The 25630-nt window shown below is 69.7% G+C and carries 22 protein-coding genes; 13 read left to right on the plus strand and 9 right to left on the minus strand.

Annotated features, from left to right (window positions below; translation table 11 throughout):
- Positions 1–93 precede the first annotated feature (93 nt).
- Positions 94–642, minus strand: a complete 549-nt coding sequence (locus tag ACFYPD_RS21135) for a hypothetical protein (protein ID WP_387115989.1) — start codon at positions 640–642, stop codon at positions 94–96.
- A gap of 205 nt (positions 643–847) precedes the next feature.
- Between ACFYPD_RS21135 and ACFYPD_RS21140 the strand changes: the two genes are divergently transcribed.
- The 4 genes from ACFYPD_RS21140 to ACFYPD_RS21155 are packed head-to-tail and all read left to right on the plus strand — an operon-like array spanning position 848 to position 5644.
- Complete coding sequence (locus ACFYPD_RS21140; protein ID WP_387115993.1) at positions 848–1843, plus strand: NAD-dependent epimerase/dehydratase family protein; 996 nt, start codon at positions 848–850, stop codon at positions 1841–1843.
- On the plus strand, positions 1840–2454 hold the full coding sequence (locus tag ACFYPD_RS21145; RefSeq protein ID WP_387115996.1) for a PadR family transcriptional regulator: 615 nt from the start codon (positions 1840–1842) through the stop codon (positions 2452–2454). The genes ACFYPD_RS21140 and ACFYPD_RS21145 overlap by 4 nt, the downstream gene beginning before the upstream one ends.
- Positions 2451–3176 (plus strand): ABC transporter ATP-binding protein, encoded by a 726-nt coding sequence (locus ACFYPD_RS21150; protein WP_387116000.1) that lies wholly within the window; start codon positions 2451–2453, stop codon positions 3174–3176. The genes ACFYPD_RS21145 and ACFYPD_RS21150 overlap by 4 nt, the downstream gene beginning before the upstream one ends.
- Positions 3173–5644 (plus strand): ABC transporter permease, encoded by a 2472-nt coding sequence (locus tag ACFYPD_RS21155; RefSeq protein WP_387116003.1) that lies wholly within the window; start codon positions 3173–3175, stop codon positions 5642–5644. The genes ACFYPD_RS21150 and ACFYPD_RS21155 overlap by 4 nt, the downstream gene beginning before the upstream one ends.
- Positions 5645–5682: 38 nt before the next feature.
- Here the strand turns inward: ACFYPD_RS21155 and ACFYPD_RS21160 are convergent, their stop codons facing one another.
- Complete coding sequence (locus tag ACFYPD_RS21160) at positions 5683–6123, minus strand: VOC family protein (protein WP_387116006.1); 441 nt, start codon at positions 6121–6123, stop codon at positions 5683–5685.
- Positions 6124–6199: 76 nt separating this feature from the next.
- A complete protein-coding gene (locus ACFYPD_RS21165; protein WP_387116009.1) occupies positions 6200–7063 on the minus strand; it encodes an aldo/keto reductase family oxidoreductase in 864 nt (287 codons plus the stop codon).
- Positions 7064–7326: 263 nt separating this feature from the next.
- On the opposite strand from ACFYPD_RS21165, the gene ACFYPD_RS21170 reads away from it, so the two are divergent.
- Entirely contained in the window at positions 7327–8139 is an 813-nt protein-coding gene (locus tag ACFYPD_RS21170; protein ID WP_387116012.1) for a maleylpyruvate isomerase N-terminal domain-containing protein, read from the plus strand.
- A 30-nt stretch (positions 8140–8169) separates the two neighbouring features.
- Here the strand turns inward: ACFYPD_RS21170 and ACFYPD_RS21175 are convergent, their stop codons facing one another.
- Positions 8170–8772, minus strand: coding sequence for a hypothetical protein (locus tag ACFYPD_RS21175; RefSeq protein ID WP_387116015.1), 603 nt, complete (start codon positions 8770–8772; stop codon positions 8170–8172).
- 209 nt (positions 8773–8981) lie between these two features.
- Positions 8982–10337, minus strand: a complete 1356-nt coding sequence (locus ACFYPD_RS21180) for a hypothetical protein (protein ID WP_387116018.1) — start codon at positions 10335–10337, stop codon at positions 8982–8984.
- Between the two features lie 950 nt (positions 10338–11287).
- On the opposite strand from ACFYPD_RS21180, the gene ACFYPD_RS21185 reads away from it, so the two are divergent.
- Both ACFYPD_RS21185 and ACFYPD_RS21190 read left to right on the plus strand, forming a co-directional pair.
- Positions 11288–12112 carry a DUF2637 domain-containing protein gene (locus ACFYPD_RS21185; RefSeq protein WP_387116502.1) on the plus strand — a complete coding sequence of 275 codons (825 nt, stop codon included), beginning with the start codon at positions 11288–11290 and terminating at the stop codon, positions 12110–12112.
- A gap of 452 nt (positions 12113–12564) precedes the next feature.
- Positions 12565–13503 (plus strand): replication-relaxation family protein, encoded by a 939-nt coding sequence (locus tag ACFYPD_RS21190; protein WP_387116021.1) that lies wholly within the window; start codon positions 12565–12567, stop codon positions 13501–13503.
- Between the two features lie 125 nt (positions 13504–13628).
- Here the strand turns inward: ACFYPD_RS21190 and ACFYPD_RS21195 are convergent, their stop codons facing one another.
- Genes ACFYPD_RS21195 through ACFYPD_RS21205 form a run of 3 tightly spaced genes read right to left on the minus strand, consistent with a single transcriptional unit; the run spans position 13629 to position 15255 of the window.
- Positions 13629–13889 (minus strand): hypothetical protein, encoded by a 261-nt coding sequence (locus tag ACFYPD_RS21195; RefSeq protein ID WP_387116024.1) that lies wholly within the window; start codon positions 13887–13889, stop codon positions 13629–13631.
- On the minus strand, positions 13880–15037 hold the full coding sequence (locus ACFYPD_RS21200; RefSeq protein ID WP_387116026.1) for an FAD-binding oxidoreductase: 1158 nt from the start codon (positions 15035–15037) through the stop codon (positions 13880–13882). Before ACFYPD_RS21200 ends, ACFYPD_RS21195 begins: the two co-directional genes overlap by 10 nt.
- Complete coding sequence (locus ACFYPD_RS21205) at positions 15034–15255, minus strand: hypothetical protein (protein WP_387116029.1); 222 nt, start codon at positions 15253–15255, stop codon at positions 15034–15036. Before ACFYPD_RS21205 ends, ACFYPD_RS21200 begins: the two co-directional genes overlap by 4 nt.
- 249 nt (positions 15256–15504) lie before the next feature.
- Here ACFYPD_RS21205 and ACFYPD_RS21210 point away from each other — a divergent pair, with 249 nt between their 5' ends.
- The 5 genes from ACFYPD_RS21210 (at position 15505) to ACFYPD_RS21230 (ending at position 22831) form a co-directional block, all read left to right on the plus strand.
- Positions 15505–16746 carry a helix-turn-helix transcriptional regulator gene (locus ACFYPD_RS21210; protein ID WP_387116032.1) on the plus strand — a complete coding sequence of 414 codons (1242 nt, stop codon included), beginning with the start codon at positions 15505–15507 and terminating at the stop codon, positions 16744–16746.
- 44 nt (positions 16747–16790) lie between these two features.
- The gene (locus tag ACFYPD_RS21215; RefSeq protein ID WP_387116035.1) at positions 16791–17267 is read left to right on the plus strand and encodes a flavoprotein; all 477 of its coding nucleotides are present in this window, start codon (positions 16791–16793) and stop codon (positions 17265–17267) included.
- Positions 17268–17564: 297 nt separating this feature from the next.
- Positions 17565–19871, plus strand: coding sequence for a HelD family protein (locus tag ACFYPD_RS21220; RefSeq protein WP_387116038.1), 2307 nt, complete (start codon positions 17565–17567; stop codon positions 19869–19871).
- Positions 19868–21490 carry a DEAD/DEAH box helicase gene (locus ACFYPD_RS21225; protein ID WP_387116041.1) on the plus strand — a complete coding sequence of 541 codons (1623 nt, stop codon included), beginning with the start codon at positions 19868–19870 and terminating at the stop codon, positions 21488–21490. The genes ACFYPD_RS21220 and ACFYPD_RS21225 overlap by 4 nt, the downstream gene beginning before the upstream one ends.
- A 297-nt stretch (positions 21491–21787) precedes the next feature.
- Positions 21788–22831: a hypothetical protein gene (locus tag ACFYPD_RS21230; protein WP_387116044.1), complete on the plus strand. Its 1044-nt coding sequence runs from the start codon at positions 21788–21790 to the stop codon at positions 22829–22831.
- A 188-nt stretch (positions 22832–23019) separates the two neighbouring features.
- Here ACFYPD_RS21230 and ACFYPD_RS21235 read toward each other — a convergent pair whose 3' ends face one another.
- A complete protein-coding gene (locus ACFYPD_RS21235) occupies positions 23020–24384 on the minus strand; it encodes an HNH endonuclease (RefSeq protein ID WP_387116047.1) in 1365 nt (454 codons plus the stop codon).
- A 230-nt stretch (positions 24385–24614) separates the two neighbouring features.
- Here ACFYPD_RS21235 and ACFYPD_RS21240 point away from each other — a divergent pair, with 230 nt between their 5' ends.
- Complete coding sequence (locus ACFYPD_RS21240) at positions 24615–25589, plus strand: DUF4268 domain-containing protein (protein WP_387116049.1); 975 nt, start codon at positions 24615–24617, stop codon at positions 25587–25589.
- Positions 25590–25630 lie beyond the last annotated feature (41 nt).

A 25630-nucleotide genomic window follows, 5' to 3' on the forward strand; every position in this document is an offset into this window, starting at 1 on the left:
ATTGCCAGGGCACCTGTCACCGTTAGTGGTGGCAGGTGCCCTGGTCTATCTGCTCCCGTGCGTGGCGGCATGGGTGCCTGCCTTGCGTGGCGATCAGCGCGCTTCGTTCGCGGTCGGCGGCTGGGCCGTCAGCCGAGGTTCCACGTCCTCCGGCAGCTCAGCACCGCAGAGCGCGCAGACGTAGTCGTCGTCGCGGACGAGGTTGCGCTCGCCGCAGTCGAGGCAGTGCCGGAAGACGACGGCCGCCGTGAAGCCTTCCGGACGGCAGATGCCCGCCTTGTCGAGGGCGCCCGCCACCGCCGCCCAGGAGCTGGGATCGGGGCAGTACCCGGTGGAGTGGTTGCTCACCTCGGCGACCACCCAGCCGCCCCGCTCGCCGGCGAAGGCGATCTCCCCCGCTCCGAGGACCTCTCCACCCCCGGCACAGGCGACGTGCTCGCTGCGTCTCGGCGCGAGCCGCAACGTGCCGCCGAGGTCGATGACGTAGGTGAACGGCTCGTCACGGTCGCGCGGATCTGCGGCCGCCAGGTAGGTGTCGAGATCGACCGGCGATCGGATGGGCGAGCCCTCGGGGGCGTCGGCGACCGACGCCTGCACGTCCGCCGGGCCGACGTAGCGGTATCGACGCCCCGCCCCTACCACGGCACCGACCCTACGCCCGCGCGGCGGCCGCGGTGGACAATCACGCTGGTCCGGCCCGCTGGACCTGTCGCGGGCGCCGCGTCGGTCGTGGGATTGCCTCACCGGAGTTCACGCCGGCTGTGCGGGACAACACACCGCCAGGTCATCACAAGCCCGACCGGTACCCCGTCCACAGAGGTGAGACCCGCAGGAAGGAACCGAAGCCATGAGAGTTCTGATCGCCGGCGCCTCGGGCGCCATCGGTACGCCCCTCACCCGCCAACTCATCGCCGCCGGCCACCAGGTCGTCGGCATCAGCCGCAGCCAGTCCAACGCCGAGCGGCTGCGCGGCGCCGGCGCCGAGGCCGTGGTGGCCGACGTGCTGGACCGGGAGAACCTGCTCGCCGCGGTACGGGGTGTGCGGGCCGACGCGGTCATGCACCAGTTGACCGCGTTGGGCACCACGAACATGCGGGCGGCGCTTCAGGGCACGAACAGCCTGCGTACCACCGGAACCGCCAACCTCCTCGCGGCCGCCCGGGCGGTTGGCGCCCACCGCTTCCTCACCCAGTCGATCGTGCTCGGGTACGGCTATCACGACCACGGCCCGCACGTGATCACCGAGGACGACCCGTTCGCCGAGCCCGTGAGCGGCAAGGTCGGGGAGGCCGTCGCGGCCATCGGCTCCACCGAGGAACAGGTGTTCTCGGCCGACGAGCTGGAGGGCGTCGCGCTGCGCTACGGATTCTTCTACGGGCAGGACAGCATGACCCGCATGATCGTCGACCTGCTGCGCAAGCGCCGGTTGCCGGTGCCCTCGTCCGGCGGCTTCGCCAACTTCATCTACCTGGACGACGCCGCCGCCGCGACCGTGGCCGCCTTGGAGAAGGGGCGCGCCGGGCAGGCGTACAACATCGTCGACGACGAGCCGGTGCGCTGGGGGGACTACCTGGACACGTTCGCGGCCGAGCTCGGGGCACGCCGGCCGTGGCGGGTCCCGAGCTGGATGCTGCGGCCCATCCCGTACGTCCACGCCATGATGACCACGTCGATGCGCGTCTCCAACGCCAAGGCCAAGCGCGAGCTGGGCTGGGCTCCGGCGGCGCCGACGTACCGCGAGGGCATCCCGCTGGCGGCGAGAGCCAACTCCCTGAAGTGGCTGGACAGCGTGAGTATACCGGGTATAATACCCGGTATACTCACGCTGGATGGTGGACCATGAGCATTCGACATGCGTTGCTGGCGCTGCTGACCGAGGGATCGAAGTACGGCCTGCAACTCCGGCAGGAGTTCGAGGCCCGCACGGGTGAGGTCTGGCCGCTCAACGTCGGCCAGGTCTACACGACGCTGCAACGCCTGGAACGCGAAGGGCTCGTCGAGTCGGACGAGCGCGACGGCGCGCAGCGACGGTTCCGGATCACCGCCGGCGGCGAGCGGGAACTGGACACGTGGTTGCGGACCCCACCCGACGCCACGGCGCCACCACGCGACGAACTCGTCATCAAGGTGCAGGTGGCGGTACGCATGCCCGGTGTCGACGTTCGGGAGATCCTCCAGGTCCACCGCCGGCGCCTGGTCGAGGAGATGCAGCGGTACACCCACCTCAAGGCCGAGGCGGACCCCGAGGACATCGCGCTCGGCCTCGTCGTCGACGCGGAGCTGTTCCGGCTCGAGTCGGTCGTCCGCTGGCTCGACGCGGCCGACGCCCGGCTGCGCCGCCTACCGGCCACGCCCACCACCGGCGCGGCGCCGAGCGACCGGGCCAGGCCGGCCGGTCCCGCGACCCACGGCCCGGCGGAGTCGGCGCCGGCACGCGAGGAGGCCCGCCGATGAGCGCCGCGCTGAGCATGCGCCAGGTGTCCAAGGTGTACGGCACGGGCCACGCGGCCGTACCCGCGTTGCGGCAGGTGGACCTCACCATCGACGCGGGTGAGCTGGTGGCGATCATGGGGCCGAGCGGCTCCGGCAAGAGCACCCTGCTGACGATCGCCGGCAGCCTCGAGGAGCCGACCGACGGTGCGGTGCGGGTCTGTGGTGACGACGTGTCGGCCATGTCGGCCGACGCCCGGGCGAGGCTGCGCCGCCGGTCCATCGGCTTCGTCTTCCAGGATTTGAATCTGCTCGCCGGGCTCTCCGCCGTGGAGAACGTGGCGCTGCCGCTGGAACTCGACGGCGTCGGCGCGCGGGCCGCCCGCGCCGCCGGCCTGCGCGTACTCGAGGAACTGGGGCTGGCCGAGCGGGCCGGCCACTTCCCCGACGACCTCTCCGGCGGCGAACGCCAGCGGGTCGCTATCGCCCGCGCGGTGGTCGGCGACCGGCGGCTGCTGCTCGCCGACGAGCCCACCGGCGCGCTGGACTCGACCAACGGCGAGGCGGTCATGCGGATGCTGCGCGCGGCCTGCAAGCGCGGGATCGCCGGGGTGCTGGTGACGCACGACGCGCAGCTCGCGTCCTGGGCCGACCGGGTGGTGTTCCTCCGCGACGGCCGGGTGGTCGACCAGACCGGGCCGTCGGTCGGCCCGGACACCCTGCTCGCCGGGGACGTGGCCTCGTGACCGCGACCGCCACCCCACCGGCCACCGACCGGCCGGCGCCCCGCCGCGCCCCGGGCGGTGGCCTGCCGGCCCGCCGGGCCGTGATCCGCTGGGCGGTACGGCTGTTCCGCCGCGAGTGGCGCCAACAGCTGCTCACCCTCGCGCTGCTCACGGTCGCCGTCATCGGGTCCACCTTCGCCGTCTCGGCGACCTACAACATGGCCTCGTCGAGCGACGCGACGTTCGGCCGCGCCGACCACCTCCTGCGTCTCGACGGCAGCGACCCGGCCACCCTCGACTCCCGGCTCGCCGCCGCCCAGCAGTGGTTCGGCACGATCGACGCGATCGGTCACCGCTACCTGGAAGTGCCGGGCCTGTTCGACCCGGTCGACGTCCGGGCGCAGGACCCGGCCGGCGCGTACGGCGCACCGATGCTGGCGGTGCGGCAGGGGCGGTACCCGGCCGGCGCCGGCGAGGTGGCGGTCACCGACGGGGTGGCGCGGACGCTGCGCACCGGGCTCGGTCGGCGGGTCACCGTCGACGGGCACGACCGCCTCGTGGTCGGGGTGGTGGAGAACCCGAAGGACCTGACCGACGAGTTCGCCCTCGTCGACCCGGCGCACGCCGACCCGCCGAAGACCGTCACCGTCCTCGTCGCCGGGGACCGGGCCTCCCTGGAGGCGTTCCGGGCGACCATCGACGGTCCCCTCGTGCGCGAGTCGCGGCCCGGCACGACCCGTACCGTGATCGCCGCCACCACCCTGGCTCTGGCCACCGTCGGTCTGCTGCTGGTGTCGCTCGTCGCCGCGGCCGGGTTCATCGTGGTGGCGCAGCGCCGGCTGCGGCAGCTCGGCATGCTCGCCGCGATGGGCGCCACCCGACGGCACCTGCGGCTGGTGATGCTGGCCAACGGCACCGTCGTCGGGGCGGTCGCCGCGGTGCTCGGCACCGCCGTCGGCGTCGCCGCCTGGCTGCTCGTCGCCGGGCGGGTGGAGACGGCCGCCGGGCACCGCATCGACCGGTTCGACCTGCCCTGGCCGACACTCGGCGCGGGGATGGTGCTGGCCGTGGCGACCGCCACCGCCGCCGCGTGGTGGCCGGCGCGGGCCATCGCGCGTACCCCGATCATGAGCGCGCTGTCGGCGCGGCCGCCACGGCCCCGACCGGCCCGGCGCACCGCGGTGGTCGCCGTGGTCCTGCTCGCGGCCGGCGTCACCTGCCTGCTGCTGTCGGGCGGAAAGAAGCCGGTGCTGATCTCCACCGGCACCATCGCCACCGCCGTCGGGGTGCTCTTCGTCGGGCCCACGGCGATCCGGTTGCTGGCCGCGGCGCGCGGCGGGATGCCGGTGGCCGTCCGGCTGGCGCTGACCGACCTGGTCCGCTACCAGGCCCGGGCCGGCGCGGCGCTCGCCGCGATCAGTCTCGCCCTGGGGATCTCGGTGGCGGTCGTCGCCGGCTCCGCCGTCGCCGAGTACCAGGCCAAGCAGGCGGCCGGTCTGGGCAACCTGGCCGAGGGCCAGCTCCTGGTCCGCATCGGCCGACCCAGCCCGGTGATCCCGGTACGCACCCCGGAGCAGCTGGCCAGCCTGCAGGCCCAGGTCGACACGATGGCCGGTAACCTCGGCACGCCCACCGTGACCCCGCTCGACATGGCGGTGGTCGCCTCCTACACCGACCCGGGCGAGCCCGGAGGCCAGCCCGGCCATCCCGCCGTCGAGATCGGCAAGCCGGTTGCCGACCGCCAGCAGATGACGACGTACCCCCTCTACGTCGCCACCCCGGAACTGCTCCGGCTCTACCGGCTGGACAGTGCGGCGGTCGCGGCCGACACCGAGGTGCTCACCGTCCGCACCGGCGCGCTCGAACTGGTGAACATCCCCGAACGCCGCGTCTACCCGAAGACCCAGCCGCTCCCGGACACCCGATACACCTCGATGCCGAACTCGATGGTCACCGCGAGCATGATGGCCCGCCACGGCTGGCAGCCCGCGCGGGTCGGTTGGCTCGTCGCCGCGGACCACCCGCTCACCGAGCGGGAGCTGACCACCGCGCGGAACCTCGCCACCAGCGCCGGCTTCACCATCGAGTCCCGCCACGAGCGGGCCTCGCTCGGGTCACTGCGGACCGGGGCGGTCGCCGCCGGCGCGCTGCTCGCCCTCGGCATCCTGGCCATGACCGTCGGCCTGATCCGCGGCGAGGCGGCCGGCGACCTGCGCACCCTGACCGCCACGGGCGCACCCCGGCGGATCCGGCGCACCCTGACCGCCACGACGGCCGGGGCGCTCGCGCTGCTCGGCGCCCTCCTCGGCGTCGTTGGCGCCTATGTCGGGTTGGCCAGCGTGCTACACCGTGACCTCGACGCGCTCACGGACGTACCGGTCGCGCACCTGGCGGTGACGGTCGTCGGGCTGCCGCTGCTCGCCGCGGTCGCCGGGTGGGTGCTCGCCGGCCGCGAACCACAATGGCTGGGCCGCCGCAGGCTCGACTAGCGCGGCATTGGACAACGTTCCTGGTCTCCAGGCGCTCGCTACCAGCTTCCCGTTGGATCGACAGACTCCCCGCCCCAATCCTCGGGGGCGATGTCGGCGAGGGTCTCCGAGAACGTCCAGTGGTGGCCGGCCGGGTCCTCGGCCTGGTACTGCCGTTCGCCGTACTCGAAGTCGGTCGGCTCCATGAGGATCTGGGCGCCGTGCGCCCGTGCCCGTTCGCAATGCGCCCGCGCGTCAGCTACCCGCGCCATGACCGAGTGGGTGACCTCGCCCGGACGGGGCGGGTGCCGATCCCCCCGCACATCGGCGACGATGACGGCCCCGTCACCGAACCGCAGCTGGGCGCGATGGTTCTCGCCGATCCGCACCCGCTCGACCAACCCGAAGGCCGCGGACAGCCAGGAGACCGCCTCGCGCACGTCGGGATAGGTCAGGACGGGGATCACCGTTGCGGCCGGGATGGAGCGGTTGGCCTTCATGGAAGTTCATTGAACACCGTCCGCACGTCTCGGAGCCTGAACCAGACGGCAGAACGGGCAGCGGAGCGTCGGCCCGTCACGCGATGTTGTTCAGCTCGGCCAGCGCGTCGTCGGGAAGGGTCAGCGCAGCAGCGGAGACGTTCTCGCGCAGGTGCGCGACGGATGAGGTGCCCGGGATGAGCAGGAGGTTCGGGGAGCGCTGCAGCAGCCACGCCAGCGCGACCGCCATCGGGGTGACGCCGAGGCGGGTGGCGACGCCGTTCAGCTCCTCGGACTGCAGGGGGCTGAAGCCGCCGAGCGGGAAGTAGGGCACGTAGGCGATGCCCTGCGCGGCGAGGGAGTCGACGAGGGGGTCGTCGTCGCGGTTGGCGATGTTGTAGAAGTTCTGCACGCACACGACCGGCGCGATGGACTGCGCCTCGGCGACCTGCTCGGCGTTGACGGTGCTGAGCCCGAGATGCCTGATCAGCCCCTGCTGCTGCAGCTGCGCGAGGACCGTGAACGGCTCTTCGATGGTGCCGGGGGTGGGGCGGTCGAACCCGCCGACGCGCAGGTTGACCACGTCGAGCACGTCGAGCCCGAGGCGGTCCAGGTTGTCGTGCACGGCCTGGCGCAGTTGCTCCGGAGCGAGGGCCTGCGGCCAGTTGCCCTCGGCGTCGCGCAGCGCCCCGACCTTGGTCACGATGTGCAGCTCGTCGGGGTACGGGTGCAGGGCCTCCCGGATGATCTCGTTGGTGACGTACGGGCCGTAGTAGTCGGCCGTGTCGATGTGGTTGATCCCCAGGTCGACGGCCTCCCGCAGTACGGCGACGGCGGCGTCGCGGTCGGCCGGTGGGCCGAAGACGTGCGGGCCGGCCAGCTGCATCGCGCCGTATCCGATCCGGGCGACCGGCAGATCCCCCAGGCTGAAGGTCCCGCCGGGAAGGCTGGTCAATGTCATGGGAATTCCTCTCCCTGTTGTCGCAAATCCGCAAGCTTCCCACCAACGGGGCCAACAAACCCTCGCGCCGGCCGGGGAACGCCCCGACTTGCTCGGACCGTTGGCAGCCGCCGCCCGGCAAGATCATGCTCGATCCCGGTGGCGGCGGACGGCGGTACCGACCGACCGCGAGGGCATCCCGCTGGTGACGCAGGCGAGCCGCTGAACGCCCGTTGTCCCGGCGCCCTGGACAGGTGGTTCGGGACCGGTCAAGATTCGCGGTCATGACCCAGACGACGGCTGACCCCACCGAGCGCGGCGAACTCCCCGACGAAATCCTTGCCGTGGCGGGGCGGCTGGCCGACCTGATCGGCGCGCTACCCGACGCCGACATCCCCATCCCCGGCGCGGATTGGACCGTCGCCGAGGCGGCGGCACATCTGGCCATGGCCAACGAACTCATGGCGACGATCGCCGCCGGCCGACCGGCGACGCACGGGGATGGGACGAAGGCCGGGCTGGCCGCCGCGAACGCCCAGGCGCTGAGCGCGGACGGCGAGCGCGACCCCAACGTCCTCGCGCAGCGGATCGCCGGACAGGCTGCCGCGTTTCTCGAGGCGGCCCGCGCCCGACCCGCTGCGGAGATCGTCGACACGCCCATGGGCCCGATGCCGCTCGGGGTGTTCGGCTGCTATCTGCTCGCGCACATGCTGAGCCACGGCAGCGCGATCGCCGCCGCCCTCCGGCAGCCGCCGATCGTCCGGCCGCGGCACGTGGAACTGATCCTGCCGTTCATCCACACCACGATGCCTCGCCTCGTCGACCAGGCCGCCGTGCGGGGCCTGAGCGCCTGCTACGAGCTGCGGCTGCGCGGCGTTTCCCGGTTCTGGGTGCACTTCACCGACGGGGTGGCCGAGGTCAGCGACACGGTGCCGGGGCGCATCGACTGCACCATCTCGGTCGACCCGGTGTCGTTCTTCCTGTTGAGTGCGGGCCTGAGCGGCCAGTGGCCGTTGATCGCGCGCGGGAAGCTGCGGGCGTGGGGACGTAAGCCGTGGCTGGCCTTCCGGTTCCTCGGCTTCTTCGCCATCCCGTGACGGCGTGACACAGCCCCTGGCCGGGACCCGTCAGCGGGGTACGGTCACCTGCTGCTCCGGGGTCGGCTTGCCGGCGCCCGGGAAGTGCACCTCGGTGTCGAAGGCGAGCACGCCGTAGTGACCGCCCGAGGTGTATCCGCTGAATCGGATCGTGTAGGCGTCGCTGCCCGTCGTTGCGGTGACCGCGTGCGGCACCAGCCGGCCGCAGGACGCGGTGTGCCCGGGCCCGTTCCCGCTCGGTGAGGTGGCGGTCAGGGAGTAGTCCTGTTCGGCGGCGTGGATGACCCGGCAGGTGATGGTCAGGCTCAGCGGCTCACGCGAATCCGGGAGCCATCGGCCGCCGTCGAGGAAGAACGGCTCGACGAAGACGTACGGGTTCAGGTAGTAGCTGCCCGTGTCGTTCTTGCGCAGCCGTTGGGTGCAGAAGCGGAAATTCCCCTTCGTTTTGCCGCTGCGCGAGACGTACACCTGCTGGCCGACCTGAAGGGCGCAGGTCTGGGAGAGCAGGGTGTAGCCGCGGGGGAATTCCGGGGCCGGAGTGGCCCTGGCGGCCGGGGCCGGCGGCGGGGCGGCGGCCGAGCCGCCCTCCGCTGCCGCCGCCGGGCGCGGTTTCGGCTTGGGGGAGGCGCTCACGGACAGCTTGCTCGGCGTTGGTGTCACCGCCGCGCTCGTCGTCGCCGCAGCGGCACCCCCCGTCGCTGCCGCGGTGGGCGCCGGGGTGGCCCAGGCGGCGCCAGCTCCGGCCGCACCGGTTCGGGCGCAGCCCGCAAGGCCAGCGGCGAGCAGCAGCAGCGTCAGTGCGCCGCAGCGGACGAGCAGACAGCGGCGCCGGATCGGTGCGCTCACCGCTGCAGCACCGCGGTCGCGTAGCCGTCCGGGTAGAACTGGTAGTAGTCGCGGTACCGGACCGTGAAGGTGGTGGTGCCGCGTGGCAGCGAGTAGGTGAGGGTGTATCTGCCGCTGGCGTCCAGCTTGCCGCGCCAGAACTCCCGCTCGGCCCCGCCGTTGGTCGACGCGGTGATCCACCAGTAGTTGTCGTCGCCGATCGGCGAGCTCCAGGTCACGGTGAGCTGCGCGATGCCCTTCTCCTTGCCGGTCCCCACCTGGGCGGTGACGGCCAGGTCGGTAACCGGCGGCCTCGGCGGGTGCGCCGGCCCGAAGGAGTGCAGCAGCTGCGTTTCCTGGTAGGGGTCGGTCGAGCTGACCGCCCAGGCCCGGGTGCCCGCCTGGTTGACCAGCAGCGTGCCCTCCCAGAGGCTGTCGCCGCTGCGGAAGTCGACGGCATACGTCGGGACCGTGCTGCCCTTGCCGTAGAGGTAGACGTCGGCGTCACCGGAGGCGGTCGAGGCGCGGCCGATGGCGACGGTGGAGCCATCCCCGGACCAGGCGGCGTCCTGCGGATAGACACCGCTGGGATAGACGGTGGCGTCGGCGAGATCCGGCAGCCGGTACGAGTGGTGCTCGTACGGGTGGCCGACCGTCTCCACCACCTCGGTGCCGTCCGGGCTCACGGCGTAGTCGATCAGGTTGCTGCCGGTGTTGTCCCGCCGGGCGACGATCGTCGGACTGTCACCGGACACGTCGATGACGTACGTGGTGACGGGCGAATAGCCGGTGTCGCCGGCGACGAGGAGGCCGGGCGCGCCCGCGCTGGCGTCGATGATCGGGTGGTAGTTGGGGCCCGCGGTGTAGACCACCGGCGGGATGCCGGGCGCGGACCAGATCAGCAGGCCGCCAGAGCCGATGCCGGCGTCGATGAACCCGCCGACGACCTTCCCGCCGGTCGGTTCGACCGTGTACAAGTGGGCGCCGACGGGTGCGGGGTAGCTGGCGATCATGGTGAGCGTGGCGGCGTCCAGCGCGATGATCCGGTTGAAGCCCTGCGCTGCGTACAGGATGCGCCCGTCGTCGCTGAGGACGAGGTCGGAGATGTCAGCGACGGCCGTGACCCGGTTCAGCAGCCGGCCGTCGAGGTCGGTCACCACCAGCGGCAGCCCTCCACCGACCCCCTGGGCGATGTAGAGGCGGCCGCGCGCCTCGTCGAGTTCGATCGCCCGCAGGTCGTCCACTGGAAGCTGGACGCCGACGCTTTTCGGCGGGGCCGTCTCGGCGGCGGCCGGTGCTGCTATCAGTAGGTCCGCGGTGCTGAGCCCGATCGCCGTGAACATCCCGGACGCCAGCAGTTGACGACGCCGCATTGACACCTCCCCGTGTCGGCCAGCCGCCGTACCGACGGCCAGACGAGACCCTAGTACCGGGCTCGCGGGGTTTGGAAGCAGCGCGATGACGTGATCTGGCGAAAGGACCAGGGCACCTGTCGTCGGTCTGTCCGCGGCTGCCCTGGCGGGTAGCACTCCACCGGACTGGCGTCAGGGTTCGGTGACTGAGCTGCACGGAAATCGGGGTTGACTCGGCGGGTGTTCCCGGGGCGTACTCGATATACGTTCCCGCACCGTCGGCTGGCGCGGTCGGCCACAAAGAGGCGCGCGGGCACTCTCCGGACGGGGTGCCGGCTGTTGCTCGCGCTGGCGTTGCGGAGGACATCGAGAGATGGGAGGTCCCGCATGAAGGATCACTCGTCGGCGAGTTGAGCCGCACCACTGTGGCGCTTGTCGAGCGCTGCCGGTGGCGAGAGTCGCGACCCCCTGTGGCTCGGCTTGGCCGTCTGCCCCCGATTTCCGCCCGTTGACTTCAGCCTGCAGTACGGGTTGTGGCGACACCTGCTGCCCGGCTGCCTGCCCCTGCGCAGGGCTTGGGCCGTTCGTCGACTCGAGCATAGAAAGGTATTTGCCAACCCCTGCACGCACAAGGCGTCCGCCTTGCCGGGGTGAAGGCCCTGCGCGCGGCACCGTCGGCTTGCCCGGCATCGGCGAGAGGCATCACCCGGCAGGGGTCGCACCTGCCCGGGACTTGGCCTTGTGCGGGTGGGCGCGACCTCGGCGGCATCCGGCATCGCCCGTGAACCCCTACAAATGAAGCTGGAGCACGAACATGGTCTCAACCCTCATCAATACAAATAGGCCGGCGGCTGCCTTCTCGGTCCGCCTGCCCAGGGCGGCGCCAATCGAGGCTCTACCCGGGCGCCGTGTCGACGGGTGGTGGGCCGTTGGCACCACTTGAGCAGCGGCCGCCTGACCTGCACAACGAGATGCGGTCGGGGCGGGAGCGGCTGGAGAACCGGATCCAGGTGCTGATCATGCTGTTGATCGGCGGCGCGGCCGGGGCAGCCTCGTTCCGCCACGTTCATGACGTCGCGGCGGCGCACGGCCAGCCGGGCTGGCTCGCCTGGGCCGACGCGGTCGTGCTGGAACTGGCCTCGATCGCCGCCGGTCTGGAACTGCGCCGCAACCGGCGCCTGGGCAAGAGCGTCGCCTTCCCGGCGACCGTACTGACAGTGGCGGTGTTCCTGTCCCTGGCCGCGCAGGTCGTGGAGGCCGAAGCGTCGGTGATCGGCTGGGTCGCCGCCGCGCTGCCGGCGCTCGGCTTCCTGACGATGGTGAAGATCGCCCTCGGCCGCGCCGACCCCGCCCCACCCGACCACACCGCCCGACCCATACCGGGCCAGCCGGGACCACCGCCGGTCGTGGACGCTGCGGTCCCGGACAGCCGCGAGCCGGTCCCCGGACTGCCGCTGCCGGTCCCCACGAGGGCTGCCACGGTCCGGGACGTCACCACCGCGGTCCCGGCTACGGCGGACCAGGGTCCGGCGGTCCCGGACCGCCGCCGCGGCGGCCCGCCGGTCCGGGACCGGGGCCCGGAGGTCACCGCGCTGGTCCCGGCCGCCCGGACCGCCGCCCACACGCTCGCCACTAACGGGACACCCCTGTCCCGCAAGGAACTCGCCCGGCAGCTGCGGGCGGACGGGCATCACCTGTCCAACGCCACCGCCTCAGCGCTCGTGCGCGTCCTCCGCGCCGAGGCCACCCCACCGGCCCTGGCCTCGCCGCACCTGTCACGTCAGGAGGCCGCGTGACAGAACCACAACCGGCGACTTCTGACAGAGCACACCGCCCCTGTCAGACCAGCGCCTGTCAGGAAGCCCGCCTCCTGACAGAGCCTGACCGGACCTGTCAGAGCGAACACCGCCCCGCCCGCCACGGCGCCCGCAGCCAGTGCATCTACTGCCCCTCACCCGCACTCCGGTCAGTGAAGGAGCGACGAGCATGCTGACCCAGCTCAACGGCCCCCGCCAGCGCCGCCAGCGCTGTCACCGACCCGCAACACGCGCCCTCTCACACCACGATTGCAGCGGTGTGACCGGCCATGCCGGTGTCGGTGTCGATCCCCGTTTCACCGTCCGCCTTGATACCGACCCCCAAATTGACCCCCGAGACTCGCTGGCAGCCCAGGTGAGGTCCGCTCTCGCCGAGCCCGAGCGGTTCCAGACACACCCTCCTGTGTGGGGTGTCCCCCCAGGGGCCGCCCATGCGTAAACCGCTACCGGTGCCGGATCCGCTGCTGCGCCTGCAGGCCAGCATCACCGCCCGCGACGACCGCCTCCTCGGCTGGCTCTACGACCACGGACTGCTGACCACCGACCAGATCGCCACCGCCCTGTTCCCGTCCCTCGATTTCGCGCAACGCCGGCTACGCCGCCTCACCGTTCTTCGCGCGGTGGACCGGTTCCGACCCAACAAACCCGACGGTGGCTCCTACCCGTACCACTACCTGTTGGACCAGCTCGGCTACGAGCATGTCCGCGCCCAACGCGGACTCGGCCCGCCACGCCGGGACCAGGCCCGCCGCCGCAAACGGTCCCTCACGTCACGACCGGACCTACCCCATCTGCTGGGCGGCAACCGGGTCTTCATCGACCTGGCCGCCCACGCCCGCACCCACCCCAACAGCCGTCTGGACCGCTGGCAGCCTGCGTCCGCTTTCCACGACCCGGGCGTGTTCTACCGCAAAGGCGGGAACCCGCAGGTCATGGTCCACGGTCCGAGCGGCTTGCCCCGCCCGGACGGCGCCGGGGTGTGGACCGAGCAGGACCGTTCGGTGCCGTTCTTCCTCGAATACGACACCGGCCGTGAACGCCTCGACGTCCTCACCGAGAAGATCGCCAAGTACGAACGCTTGTACGCGATGAGCACCTGGGCATGGCCGGTTCTGTTTCACCTACCGTCGGCGCGACGGGAGGCGAACCTGCACCACCGCCTCACCGGCACCACGCCACGAGCGGTCATCGCCACCACCACCGCCGACCTACGCGCCGCCACCGGCGCGAGCCCCGCCGAGCAGGTGTGGCACCTGGTTGGTCTCGGCGCCGCCCGTCGCCGCCTCATCGACCTGCCCTACACCGACACCCACCACGACCAAGAGTTCCCCGCCCGCACCGCGCCCGGCCCGCACGGGCGAGCATCCTGATGGCCGTGACGGTGTGAGCAGTCCGGTTGACCGGGCTGCTCACACCGTCTACTCCACAGCGGCGGGTGCGGTAGGACCGGAAGCCGGGCGGGCACCTGCGACCGGGCGGCGAGCCAGCCGTGAGGTCACGGATCTCGGTACGTCCGCTGCTCCGCCTGCCACGCCCGTAGCGCACTCTTGATCCGCTGGTTCTCCGCCCGCACGTCGTCCCGCTCGCGCGTACGCCGCTGCAACTCGAAGGCAAGGCGGTGCAGCAGGGCATCGACCTCGTCGACCTGGTAGCCGCGCCGCCCTCGTCGGGTCAACGGCAACGGCAGCGCGGCGATCCGATCCGGGGTGAGCGGGCCGCGCAGGGTTTGCCGGCTGCGGTAGACGGTCACCGCCACGGGATCCGATCCGGCAGGTGGATCCGCCCGGCGGGCACCCCGGCGGCGAGCAGCCGCAACCGCGACCCGGACAGCATCAGCGGCGGACCGCACACGTAGACCAGCTGCTCACCGCGCAGATGGTCGAGGGCGACGGTCAACGCGTCGCCCCGCTCCCCCGGCTCGGCGAGCGGATCATGGGAGAACGCCGGCACGACCGTCAGCCAGTCATGGGCCTGCTGAAGCTTGTCGAGGGTGACCGCGTCGTACAGGCTCGCCACGTCACGGCTTCCCGCGACCAGGGTTACGTGCCGGCCGTCCGGGGCGGCGGCGACCTGCTCGACGATCGCGCGCAGCGGTGCCAGCCCGGTGCCGCCGGCGATCAGCAGCAGGTCCCCGTCGTGCAGGCTCAGCCCGGTGTCCGCCGGCGGGCCGAGGTGAAGCAGCTCTCCGGGGCGGACCTGATGGACCAGGCTGGTGGAGACGGTACCGCCGCGGACCGCGCGGACGTGCAGCTCGAGGGTGCCGTCCGGGCGCGGCGCGTTCGCCGGGCACAGCCAGCGCCACCGGCCGGGCCGGCGCGGTGTGCAGACCGGCACCGCCTGACCGGGCCGGTAGGGCAGCCGCCGCCACGGCCGCACCGTGAGGATGGCGACCCCGTCGCAGGCCAGATCGTGGTCGAGCACCTCGACCGGCCACCAGGCCGGGCCGTCCCCGGCTCGTGTGGCTGCCCGCTCGACTTCCTGCCAGGGCACGGTGGTCCGTAGCGCGTCGTCGATGACCGTCTGGTGCTCTGGTCGCAGGCCGAAGCGGTGGTACGTGCGGCCCAGGACGCTCAACAGCGCCAGCTTCTCGGGGCGGTCCGGCCGGTCGGTGAGCCGGCGCAGGGCGGCCTCGATCAGCGGGGCGCCCCGCTCAGGCAGGAGGCCTGGGCAGCGGTCCTCGACCTCCTCCCAGAACGAGCGCCGCCGCAGGTAGCTCTCCGCGCGGCGGTGCTCGGCCTCCGACCAACCGAGGTACGGCAGGTCGGTGCCGGTGACCAACGCTCGTGCCACCTGCTCCGTCAGGCGGTCCCGGTCCACGCCGATCAGGTACGGGGACAGCTCCGCGTCCGCCGCGACCAGGCTGAGCCATCGGACGACCGCCTCGGGCGTCTCCGGTTCCGTCACGCCGGCTCCCCGAACTGCTCCTTGGTAAGGCCCCCGGCGTGAATCATGGCGTGGGCCCAGCGGGCCAGGCCGCACGGGTACGGGACGCTTTCGCTGGGGCGCGCCTGGCCCTGCGGCCAAAGCTCCGGGGCGTAGACGCGGACCACGTGGACGGCGAGCGCTAAGTCCTCTTCGGTGACCGGGGTGAGCACGGGTCTCTCGGCGAGTACGGCGGACATCGGTGGGCGCCTCCGGCGGTGGGGTGCGTGGAGTGGCACCGGGGCGGGCGGGGACGGCCACCGCCGTACGGGGGAACGACGCGGCCGGAGCCCGGCACCCGCCCCGGGCCATGCGTCCAGGCTCGGGTTCAGCCTGAGCAGGTACTACAGCGCCAGAGGGGCCTCAGTGACGCAGAAATGAGGCGTCTGCGTGCCCGCCCAATCGATAGACGGTTACTAAAGTGGCAGCAGAACGAAGGGAGATCGGGCGTGGCCCTGAAGCGGCACCGGCTCTGTCAACGGCGCAAGGCACTTGGGTTCAGCCAGGAGCGCCTGGCCGAACTTCTCGGCGTGGAACGGTCGACCGTGGTGCGCTGGGAGAACGCCGAGACAGATCCCCAGCCGTGGCATCGCACGCGAATCGCCTCCGCGTTGGGGGTTACGCTCGAGCTTCTCGACGACATGCTCGTCGACGTGTCGGTGGCAGCACATCGAGGGCAGGCCATGGGAGACGACGCTCGTAGTCCCGCCTCCGGCCCCGCCTGTCATGAACTGCTGAACGGACTTCGAACCTTCCTCACCAGCTACCTTCCGGCGCCCGCCGGGCCACCTCCCTCACTGGTCGTGGTGCGCCGAGCTATCGGCCGAGTCCACAACCTCTACCAGCGGGCGAGCTACACCTCAGCTGCCCGCTTACTGCCAGACGTGCTGAGCCAGGCAACGGCCCTGACCGATGACGCCGCTGGATTGCATCGCAGCAGCGCATTCCGGCTGCTCGCTGCCGCCTACATCGCGGCGTCGAAGCTGGCGGCCAAGGTGGGTGATGGTGACACCGCCCTGCTGACCGCCGACCGGGCCTCCACCGCCGCCCGGCTCGCCGACGACCAAGCGTTGGCGGCCGTCGCGGCCTATCAGGCAGCGTGCGGGCTCATGCAGCTGCCCGGGAGAGCGGCCGAGGCCGAGCACGTTGTGCGCACCAGCATTGACCGCCTCGCTGGCCCTGCTGACGATCCCGATCTGCTCTCGGCGCAAGGGTCGCTGTTGCTTCTGGCTGCCCTGATGGCGGCCGGACAGGGCAGCCGGAAGGAGACGGGCCAGCTCCTTGCGCAGGCCGGTGAGCGGGCGACGGTCCTCGGCTCAGACCGCAACCGGTTGTGGACCGGCTTCGGTCCGACGAATGTCGTCATCCACGCGGTCTCCGCCGCAGTTAGGGCCGGCAATGCGGAACAGGCGCTGGAGGTCGGGTCGCGGCTCGACACGTCACGGTTGCCGGCGGTACTGGTCGGTCGACGGACGCAGGTGCACCTCGACCTAGCGGCGGCGGCGCTGCTGTCGTCCGGCGACAGGTCTGTATCGGTGCTGCACCTGCTTGAAGCCGAGCGGGTGGGCGCCGAGGTGGTCCACGCAAGCGTGCAGGCGCGGTCGCTGCTGCTCGACCTGTTGGCCAAGGAGCGGCGAGCAGCGACGCCGGGGCTGCGGCCGCTGGCGGAGCGGGCTGGGCTGTTGGCATGACTCAGCGAGGAGTACTGGCTCTGGTCGCCTGTGCCGCTCCTCCCGTGCTGCGGATCGGGGAGCTCATCGAGCTACTGCAGGAGGACGGATGGACGGTCTGCCTCACCGCTACGCCGACGGCGGCGACCTGGATCGATCAGGAGGCGTTGGCGCAGTTGACGGGGTATCCGGTGCGGGTGGAGTGGCGCAAGCCAGGTGAGCCGGAGCCGCACCCGCCGGCGGACACCGTTGCCGTGGTGCCGGCTACGTTCAACGTGATCAACAAGTGGGCTCAGGGGATCAACGACACCATGGCGCTCGGCATCTTGAACGAGGCACTTTGCGCCGGCGTCCCTGTGTACGTGCTTCCGAACGTCAAGGCGCAGCTCGCCGCACATCCCAGCTACGAAAGACATCTGCGGCTGCTGTGCAACGCTGGCGTCATCGCGCTACCGCTGCCAGCCGAGCTGGACTGGCGGGCGATCGCATCCCGGCTTTCTACCCCCGCGGGCTGGCCGCGGACATCCAGTGGGGGTAGCTGAGATCGACGCGCCAGACGTGACCAGATGGGCGGCGGCTTTGGCGGTGTCTTCATCCGTCCCCGGCAACAGCATTGACGTTCCCACCCACCGGAGATGCCACACCCGTGCTGAGGAGCCAAGAAACTACGGCCCTGCTAGCCGAAGGTCCAAGTCCAGCAGTCGGTCCGGCCGAGCCACATCCGCCGTAGCGCCTCATATCGTCGGGAGACCTTGCACCGAGACAATGATCGGCGTCCGTCAACCCGACGTCCGTATGTGTCGGACTGCACGGGAACGAGCGGCAACGGGGAGGCCGGGATGGATGTGCTTTCGGAGGAGCTCCGTCGCGAGCAGAAGTACTTCGACGCGGCGTGGGATCATCGGGAACGCATGCGGAGGACCCTGAGCGTTGCAGCAGGCGCCGCCGCCAACAGCGGGGCCGCAGCCCGTATTAGGCAGGACACGCAGGCCCGGCTGGATCGCATCGGCAGCTCGGATGAGCCGGTGGCCTTCGGGCGCATGGACGATGAGAGCGGCGAGCGTTTCTACATCGGCCACCATGCGATCTTCGATGACGACTCGGAGCTCGTCGTCATGAACTGGCAGGCGCCGGCGGCTGCCCGCTACTACGAGTCAAGCCACGCCGACCCCAAGAGCCTGCGGCTGAAGCGCACCTACGACTGTTCCACGAACCGAATCGTCTCGTTCAGCGACACGGTGTTCGCCCAGCTCGCCGAAGCGGTCGAGGAACTGGAGTCGTACGAAGAGATCAGCGATGCGCTGCTCACCGATCTGGAGGCGAACCGGACGGGAACGATGCGGGAGATCGTACGGACGATCCAGGCATCGCAGTTCGACCTGATCCGCGCGGACGCCGACCAGCTGACGGTGATTCAGGGTGGCCCTGGCACAGGTAAGACCGCGATCGCCCTGCACCGGGTGTCTTGGCTGTTGTTCAACAGTCTCGGGAGCCTTGCCGCCGACGACATCCTCATCGTCGGTCCGACGCCGACCTTCACCCGCTACACCCGGCTGGTGCTGCCCAGCCTCGGCGACACGAACGTTGCCCATGTCGACGTGCATCAACTGCATCCGCCGGTGAAGAGGGGCCGCCACGACGAGCCCGTCGTCATCAAGCTCAAGGGTGACGGCCGCATGGCGGGGTTGGTTCGACGAGCGCTCTACGGTCGGGTTGGACCGGCGGAGGGGCAACAGTGGGTCGAGATCCAGATCGGGAATCGCTCGCTGAGCCTCACGGCCGAGGAGCTGAGACCACTGGTGAACCGATGCCGGGCCAGCGCCGGCACGTACTCTGAACGGCGCTACCTGTTCCGAGATCTGTTGACGCAGCTCGTGGGCCCGAAGGTACGCATGGACCATCGGCGCCTGCGCACCGCCCTCGATCCGGCCATGGACAAGCTTTGGCCCTCTTTCACTCCAGCGTCCTTCCTCCGAGAGCTTTACGGCTCTCGGGACCGGCTTATCGCTGCCGCAGGGGACGAGTTCACGGCACGAGAGGTGTCGCTGCTGCATCGGCGCCCCGCCGAGCGTCTTTCCGACGAGACCTGGAGCGACGCCGATCTCGCGGTGCTCGATGAGCTCGACCACTTGATCAACGGCATCGAGCCTCGTTACCTGCACATCGTTGTTGACGAGGCACAAGATCTCTCGCCCATGCAGCTTCGGGCCATCGCTCGCCGCTCCCGTAACGGCTCTATGACGGTAGTGGGAGACATCGCGCAGTCAACAGGCCATTGGGCACGCGACGACTGGGACGACCTGCTCGACCATCTGCCCGCAGACCTTCCCCACATAATGGAGGAGCTCCGCTACGGCTACCGGGTCCCTCGGCAGGTCTTCGACCTCGCAGCCACGCTTCTGCCGGTCGCGGCCCCCGGTATCGAAGCGCCTCAGGTTGTCCGGGAGGGGCCGGCCGATCCTGTCGTGCAACGAGTCCAGGACGAGGATGAGCGTGCGCCGCTCGCGGTTCGGATGGCCATGGATCACGCGTCGCACGGGCGGTCTGTGGCCATCATCTGCCCCGGTTCAGCGCGGACGGAAATTGAGCGGGAGCTCACGGCCAAAGACGTCGCATGGCGAGCCGCCTCAGCCGGCGAGCTCGGCCCGGGGGTGAACGTCGTCAGCCCGCATGAGTCGAAGGGCCTGGAGTTCGACGCGGTTGTGGTCGTCGAGCCGAACGACATCATCGCGGAGGACGATAGAGGGCATCGACTGCTCTACGTCGCTCTCACGCGCGCCACGAGATACCTCGACATCGTCGCTCTTTGCCTCCCGGCAGAACTGGGTCTCGAGGATGTAGGCCCCAGCACAACGCAGCCTTCAGGTGCGACCGAAGTGGTAAGGCTCGAGGGCAAACCATCGGATCTGGCCCTTCTCGGCGACGACGCCCAGGGACGGCATGCCTTGCTCGCCCCGGCCGCCGTTGACGTCGCACGGCAGACACCGACCAACACGTTGCAGTCGCCTCGCCCGGTTTCGCGGCGCTTTATTGATCTGGGTGCTGAGGAGGTTGTGACCCTGCTAAAGGAAACGGTCGCTCCTAATCTTTGGCACGCGGTCTTGTCCAGGGCTGGCGAGCTGCTGGAGGAGGAAACGAGACAGTGAGCAGCTACTCCTCAACCGTCGCTGCAGGCGATGACGTGCAGCGAGAGTTGATGTGGTCGGCGCTACAGCAACTTCTGGCGGAGCAGCCAGGGCAGAACAAGCGGCAGTTGCTTGCGGGGTTGCAGCGCTTGGGCCTGCCCGCGTCTAACACAAGGCAGGTCAACCGGGCTCTGTATGGCAGCAGAGCAAGGTTCGCCCATGATGACGCGACGCCACCGCTCTGGCGTCTGGCTACTGAAGCACGAGACGACTGGGCGGCGCTCCTCGCGGCGGCGGTGCAACTACCACCCCCGTCCTATGGCGGCAATAAGCCGCGTGCCTGGCAGACCGAGGCGTTGGCCGAGTGGCGCGCCCAAGGCCGCCGAGGCGTCGTGGAGGCGGTCACCGGCACCGGTAAGACTGCCGTCGGAGTGTTGGCAGCTGCGGCGGCCCTGGATGCCGGGGAGAAGGTGCTGGTGCTCGTGCCGTCGCGTGAGCTGCTTGACCAGTGGTACGAAGTCCTACAGCGTGATCTCCGTGTCGACCGAGTGGGACGGTTCGGTGACGGGCATAAGGACACGTTGTACGAGCACTCAGTTCTTGTAGCCACCGTCCAGTCCGCCGCCAAGGAATGGATGCTGCCGCCGAGCACCCCTGGCCTGCTGGTCGCGGACGAGGTGCACCGCTACGGGGCACCAAAATATGCCAATGCTCTTGAGCCGGGCTTCGGTGCCCGGCTCGGCCTGACCGCGACCTATGAGCGCAAGGATCACGGCATAATCGCGCACCTTCAGCCATACTTCGGCAGTGTGGTGGCGGGATGCACCTACGAACGTGGCTTGACCGACGAGATCCTGGCTCCGTTTCGCGTCGGCTTCCTAGGGGTCGACTTCACCCCGGATGAACAAGAGAGGCACAACGAGTACGACGAGCGCGCCAGGGCTCTCCGACGCCGGCTTACCTCCGACCATGGATGCCCAGAGGAACCGTTCGGCGAGTTCATGAGTGCCGTCAACCGGCTTCGCCAGGGCAGCTATGCGGATCCCAGTACCAGAGACGCCCGTAGTTATCTGACGGCATTCAGCAAGCGTCGCCAGCTGTTGGCCGAATGCCGCCGCAAGCAGGAAGCCCTTGCCTCGCTGGCGCCGATCTTCGCTACGGCGGACCGTGGGCTCGTCTTCGGCGAGACCAAGGCCAGTGCAGAACAGGCGGCGGCCGTCCTGCGAGCGAACGGTGTGCAGGCAGAAGAGTTCCACAGCGACCTGCACGCCGACGCACGCAAGAACCGCTTAGCAAGGTTCAGGGAGGGACAACTGAAGGTGCTGACCGCCCCACGGGCTCTGGACGAGGGAATCGATGTCCCGCAAGCAGAGGTAGGCGTGATCCTGGCGGCAAGTCGAAGCAAGCGCCAGATGATTCAGCGGATGGGCCGCGTAATCCGCCCCAAGAAGGACGGACGGCCGGCGGCATTCATTGTCCTCTACGTCAGAGGGACCGGAGAGGATCCGGGCAACGGAGCCCACGAGGACTTTATCGAGGAGCTGACCGAGGTCGCTCGGGAGGAACCCCTTGACTTCGGCCGGCAAGCGTCCGTTGTGGATCTCTTTCGCTGGTATTCCAACGGTAGGCGCCGGAGGTGACGCTTGCCCGCTGTCGGTTCTCAGCCCATCAGGACGGCCGCGTCCTGCACTATGACGCGAAGACCGAGAAAGGCTGGTTTAACGTCCCTCGGGCGAGGGCGTCGATCTGGACATCATCCGAGTCCGAAGCGCACGACGACCCAAGGCCAGCCGCGGAATGAGGACCGGAAGGGCCGATAGCGCCCGAGTCGCTCTGTCATCGCGTGCCGACTCGACCCCTATCGGCGGTGGGCAAGCGGCGATGCGGGATCCCTCGCTCCGGCGAACATCTTCCCCGTTCTCGATGAGAGGCACACGATGACTTATACGTCCCTGCTCGCCGCCATCGTGGCCAGTCGCGGCCTCTCCCCGGAAACCGTCGCCACTGAGAGCCTGGTGCACCTACTCGAAACCAGCGAGGCTGCTCGACGTGCGACCGAGGGGATCCTCGTGCAGCTCTGCCCCGGGCTGCCGCCGAATCTGCACTGGATCCGTGAGGTACGCGGTGACGACGACGCACGCCCTGACCTCGTCGGCATGGACGCGTCAGGGGCGCGAGTTGTGTTGGAGGCCAAGTTCGACGCGGGCTTGACCGAAGCCCAGATGGGGCCGCACTATCGCGAGCGCCTGCAGGAAGGGCGACCAGGGCTCCTTGCGTTCCTCATGCCGGCCGAGCGGGTGACCGGCATGTGGCCGACCCTGGTTGCCGGGCCCGGTGGTCTGGACGGCAGCCTCCCGATCGACGCCGCCAGGGCAGGCGACGGCATGCTGGTCCAGGATCTGGGGGACGGGCGTCGGCTCGCCGCGTTCAGCTGGAACCTTCTGCTGCAGACCATTCGGAGCGCCTGCAAAGACACGGACGAGTCCGACCTAAGGCAGCTGGAGGGCCTGGTCACCTGGTACGCCGACCATGAGCAGTGGCTGCCCTTCGCGCCCGGCGATCTCGACCGCAGGGCTGGGAGGCAGTTCCGAGCGGCCCTCAGCGCGGTCAAGGAGGCTGGCACCTTGCTCGCCAACTCAGGATGTCAGCTCAGGGAGGACCGGACGTACAACAACTTCGGCTACTACCTGACCAGTGAGACTGGGACGTACGTATGGGTAGGAATTTGGCTCGGCCAATGGGCGCGCTATGGCATCTCCCCCGTCTGGGTCAACGCAAAACCGCAGCACAGCTGGTCCCAAGCCCAGTTGCGAATCGTGCTCAGCAGCATTGAGAACGATGAACCAGGGCTCTGGCCGACCCGTGGCTCCGGCTGGGCAAGCCCGGTGGTCTTCCCTCCCGGTGGAGATCGGGATGCCGCCGTTCACCAGATCGTCGAGAGCACCAAGCGGATGTTGGCGCTGCTGGACGCGGCACGCTAACGAGACGCCGTCGCACGGGCCAGCAGAGGCGTGCCATACCACCCGGCTGCCATTGGGGTGTTGCCCAAGGCACTGCAGGGTTGCCGGCCGACTCTAGGTGGACGCCAGGCTCCTGGATTAGATGCGGGCCAGGTCCGGCCAAGACCGCCGGTAAGCGCTGGGCCGTTAACAATCTGTCACCGTTTCCCCTAGGCCGTGGGATCGCCCGCGACCTCGCGCCTGTGACGCAGCAGTGCCTCCTTGTCGGGCCGATGCTGCACGGGCGGGAGTTGGATTCGTTGGGCGTCCCATTCGGCGTAGTGATCGAGGCCCTCCACGACCCGCACGCGATACGAGCCGTCGATCCAAATCAGCCCTCGGTCGAAGAGGTTGTGCAGGTCGGCCCGAAGCAGCAGGCCGTTGCTGACCCGGTTCGTCGCGGGTCCGTTGTACGGGTCGATGTGGGCCGCCTGGAGTACCGCCTCGACGTCGCAGCCGCTGATAGCGCAGCGTCCGCCGTACGCCTCGATGAGCCGGCGGCGGAAGTCAGCCTGGCCCTGCCGGGCGGTGACCTCCGCCAGCCGGCGTCGCCGCCCCTCTGGAAGGTTCTGCGGCTCGGGCGCCTGGTGACCGTCCAGCGCCTTTCTCAGGCTGAGCGCCTCCGCGGATCGCATCGACCGAACAGTCTGAACCGACGAGGTCAAGACATCCGCCGCGGCGATGAAGTTCCGGACCAGGAACCGCGTGAGTGGGCGGTCCCACCGGATCTCCAGCCGCCATTGCCTCGCGTCCCCATCAATCTTCTCGTATGAGTCAGACCAGGCGACGCAGGCGCCGACGAGACGGCTCAGAGGCCTCGTGGCGTAGACCCAGATCCGGTCACCGGCTTTGATCTGGTGAAAGCAGGAGGCCAGATCCCAATCGTCCATGTCGCCGTAGGGCAGTGTCTGGAAGAACTCCAGGACACCCAGGTCATCGTCCCACGCACGGCTTTGCTCATTGACCGGATAGATCCACTCTGCGCTGCGGGAGACGCGCTCCAGCACCTGGTCGGCGAGGGGGTAGCTGTGGCCGCGGCTGTGGATGGTTCGAGACCTGAGCAGTGGCCCGACCAGGTCCCGGACCGCCTCGGCGAAGTCCTCGTCCTCGAGCGCCGCCATCAGGTCATCGTGCCGACCCGAGACCCTCACCTGGTCGGAGCCGGCGTCGACATAGTCGGACTCCTCGACGGTCAGCCCCGGGAACCGGCTCGCAAAAGCCCGTGGCGTGGGCCAGTTTCTGTCGAGGATTGACCGGCGAACGACGACAAAGCCTCCGGCTACCCCTTCGCCGAGCGGCTCAACGGGCTCGTACAGGACGAAGGTCTCCATCGTCTTCATGCTGACCGCCGAGAGCCTGCGGGTGATGGTCCTGGTATTCGGCAGGCAGGAAAGAGCCCAGTGCTCTCGTTCCAACTCGGCGGCATCGGGTACGGCGACGTTCAAGTACGACCGGTTCGCAGCCACCACCGCCTCATAGTACGGACTGGCCATGAGACGATCGAGCCTGCTTTGGCTGTCAACATCGGAACTCATCACCGACTCCTTCCATGAGGGCGTTGGAGGGCTCAGGCCGTAGACGGCGGAAGAATGGTGATCCTAATGAATCCGGCCAGGAAGAGCAGCCCGTGGAACCGACCGGACCGGAAAGGACCCAATCGCCTGACCGGTCAGCGCCACTTAGAGCCTGTTGATCATCCGCAAAGGCTGCTGCTCGACCGCCTCGCGGACACCACAACCAGGCTCGGGCCGCTACCGTCGGCGGTATGACCTCAGCCGATGTCGCCGCCAGTCTGCCCACGCTTGGCAAGCTCGAAGCCGTCGACGTACGTGAAGTCTGGAAGCACGAAGCGCATACCTTCACGCCGTGGCTGCTGGCGAACGCCGACGTTCTCGGCGAGGTGCTGGGCATGGACCTTGCACTGTCGGCGGCAGAACATCCCGTGGGCGGATTCTCGCTGGACCTGATCGGCGTCGACGAGGCGACGAATGAGGCGGTGATCATTGAGAACCAGTTGGCGAGGACGGATCACGGCCACCTGGGTCAGCTGCTGACCTACGCCGGTGGGACAGAGCCGGTGAACGTGGTGTGGATCGCGACCGAGTTCCGGGAGGAGCACCGCGCCGCCCTGGACTGGCTGAACACCCGCACGGACGAGAACACTCGGTTTTTTGGGATTGAAATCAGCGCTGTGCGGATTGGCGAGTCAATCCCGGCGCCTCTCATGCGGCTAGTGGTGCAGCCGAACGACTGGGGCAAGAAGGTCAAGGCGATTGCGAAGGGTGACGCTGCGGCGAGCGACCGGGCTATGGCCTATCAGGCGTTCTGGACGAAGTTCCTGGATACCCTCCACGAGCGCGATCTCGGGTGGACGACGTCGAGCAAGGGACTACCGCAGAACTGGCAGTCGCTACCTGCCGGCATGGGCGGGGTGTCTTACGCGTGCACCTTCAGCAAATCGGGGCTTTCAAGCGAGGTCTTCTTTCAGCATCCTGACCCGTCGGTCAACGAGGCACGCTTCGTCGCCGCCCGCGCGAGGCTGGAGCCCATCTTCGGGGGCACCCTGTCCTACGAACCTCTGACAGGCAAGAAGGGCTGCCGCATCGCCGAGTACCGCAAGGGCGACATCGCGAACAGCGACCAGTGGGTGGAATACGTAGACTGGTTCATCGACGCTCAGACCCGACTCCGCAAGGCGATAGCCCAGGTTGGTGGCTTGTCTTCGTTCACCAACCCCTAGGCCTGCCCCGGGGACCCCAGGGCGGACACATAGAGGCGGGA

It is taken from the genome of Micromonospora sp. NPDC005299, from assembly GCF_042872345.1.
In the GTDB taxonomy this organism is placed as follows: domain Bacteria; phylum Actinomycetota; class Actinomycetes; order Mycobacteriales; family Micromonosporaceae; genus Micromonospora.